Below are 2732 nucleotides of genomic sequence, written 5' to 3'. Positions count from 1 at the left end.
CGGCTCGTCTGAGAGACACCCAAGTAGCACGGGGCCCGAGAAATCCCGTGTGAATCTGGCGGGACCACCCGCTAAGCCTAAATATTCCCTGGTGACCGATAGCGGATAGTACCGTGAGGGAATGGTGAAAAGTACCGCGGGAGCGGAGTGAAATAGTACCTGAAACCGTGTGCCTACAAGCCGTGGGAGCGTCGCATGCCGGCTTGCCGGTGTGTCGTGACTGCGTGCCTTTTGAAGAATGAGCCTGCGAGTTTGCGGTATGTTGCGAGGTTAACCCGTGTGGGGAAGCCGTAGCGAAAGCGAGTCCGAAGAGGGCGTTTTCAGTAGCGTGCCCAAGACCCGAAGCGGAGTGATCTAGCCATGGGCAGGGTGAAGCGGCTGTAAGAGGTCGTGGAGGCCCGAACCCACCAGGGTTGAAAACCTGGGGGATGACCTGTGGTTAGGGGTGAAAGGCCAATCAAACTCCGTGATAGCTGGTTCTCCCCGAAATGCATTTAGGTGCAGCGTCGCGTGTTGCTTGCCGGAGGTAGAGCACTGGATAGGCGATGGGCCCTACCGGGTTACTGACCTTAGCCAAACTCCGAATGCCGGTAAGTGGTAAGCGCGGCAGTGAGACTGTGGGGGATAAGCTCCATGGTCGAGAGGGAAACAGCCCAGAGCATCGACTAAGGCCCCTAAGCGTGTGCTAAGTGGGAAAGGATGTGGAGTCGCAGAGACAACCAGGAGGTTGGCTTAGAAGCAGCCATCCTTGAAAGAGTGCGTAATAGCTCACTGGTCAAGTGATTCTGCGCCGACAATGTAGCGGGGCTCAAGCACACCGCCGACGTCGTGTCATTCCGGTATCAACCCCCAACGGGGGCCGGGATGGGTAGGGGAGCGTCGTGTGCCGGGTGAAGCCGCGCCGGAAGGCAGTGGTGGACGGTACACGAGTGAGAATGCAGGCATGAGTAGCGATACAGGAGTGGGAAACTCCTGCGCCGATTGACCAAGGGTTCCTGGGTCAAGCTGATCTGCCCAGGGTAAGTCGGGGCCTAAGGCGAGGCCGACAGGCGTAGTCGATGGATAACCGGTTGATATTCCGGTACCCGCTGTGGAGCGCAAGGGCCGAGCCCGGTGATGCTAAGTCCGTGAAGCCGCCCCGGATCCTTCGGGTGAAGGGGAGTGGTGGAGCCGACGGCCCGATCCGGTAGTAGGTGAGTGATGGGGTGACGCAGGAAGGTAGTCCAGCCCGGGCGGTGGTTGTCCCGGGGTAAGGGTGTAGCCCGAGAGATAGGCAAATCCGTCTCTCATGGAGGGTGAGACCTGATGCCGAGCCGATTGTGGTGAAGTGGATGATCCTATGCTGTCGAGAAAAGCCTCTAGCGAGTTGCACGGCGGCCCGTACCCCAAACCGACTCAGGTGGTCTGGTAGAGAATACCGAGGCGTTCGGGTGAACTATGGTTAAGGAACTCGGCAAAATGCCCCCGTAACTTCGGGAGAAGGGGGGCCACACCCGGTGATCCGTCTTGCACGGTGAGCTGGGGGTGGCCGCAGAGACCAGCGAGAAGCGACTGTTTACTAAAAACACAGGTCCGTGCGAAGCCGTAAGGCGAGGTATACGGACTGACGCCTGCCCGGTGCTGGAACGTTAAGGGGACCGGTTAGTCACTCTTCGGGGTGGCGAAGCTGAGAACTTAAGCGCCAGTAAACGGCGGTGGTAACTATAACCATCCTAAGGTAGCGAAATTCCTTGTCGGGTAAGTTCCGACCTGCACGAATGGCGTAACGACTTCTCGACTGTCTCAACCATAGGCCCGGTGAAATTGCACTACGAGTAAAGATGCTCGTTTCGCGCAGCAGGACGGAAAGACCCCGGGACCTTTACTACAGCTTGATATTGGTGTTCGGTTCGGCTTGTGTAGGATAGGTGGGAGCCGGTGAAGCATGCACGCCAGTGTGTGTGGAGGCGTTGTTGAAATACCACTCTGGTCGTGCTGGATGTCTAACCTGGGTCCGTGATCCGGATCAGGGACAGTGTCTGGTGGGTAGTTTAACTGGGGCGGTTGCCTCCCAAAGGGTAACGGAGGCGCCCAAAGGTTCCCTCAGCCTGGTTGGTCATCAGGTGGTGAGTGTAAGTGCACAAGGGAGCTTGACTGTGAGACTGACGGGTCGAGCAGGGACGAAAGTCGGGACTAGTGATCCGGCGGTGGCTTGTGGAAGCGCCGTCGCTCAACGGATAAAAGGTACCCCGGGGATAACAGGCTGATCTTCCCCAAGAGTCCATATCGACGGGATGGTTTGGCACCTCGATGTCGGCTCGTCGCATCCTGGGGCTGGAGTCGGTCCCAAGGGTTGGGCTGTTCGCCCATTAAAGCGGTACGCGAGCTGGGTTTAGAACGTCGTGAGACAGTTCGGTCCCTATCCGCTGTGCGCGTAGGAGTCTTGAGAAGGGCTGTCCCTAGTACGAGAGGACCGGGACGGACGAACCTCTGGTGTGCCAGTTGTCCTGCCAAGGGCATGGCTGGTTGGCTACGTTCGGGAGGGATAACCGCTGAAAGCATCTAAGCGGGAAGCCTGCTTCGAGATGAGGGCTCCCACCCCCTTGAGGGGGTAAGGCTCCCGGGAGACGACCGGGTTGATAGGCCAGATATGGAAGCCTCGTGAGGGGTGGAGTTGACTGGTACTAATAGGCCGAGGGCTTGACCATAGATTTGCTCGCGTCCACTGTGTGGGTTCTGAGACCACGACCGGC

General features: G+C 58.5%; 1 rRNA gene. It reads left to right on the top strand.

Annotation, left to right across the window (positions count from 1 at the left end):
- Positions 1–2687: ribosomal RNA gene (locus QC029_RS30290) — 23S ribosomal RNA — on the top strand; the annotation flags it as partial.
- Positions 2688–2732: the final 45 nt, after the last annotated feature.

It is taken from the genome of Streptomyces sp. DH37 (genome assembly GCF_029813835.1).
In the GTDB taxonomy this organism is placed as follows: domain Bacteria; phylum Actinomycetota; class Actinomycetes; order Streptomycetales; family Streptomycetaceae; genus Streptomyces.
Note: the sequence above shows the minus strand (reverse complement) of the source record. Positions and strands in the feature narration are given on the sequence as shown.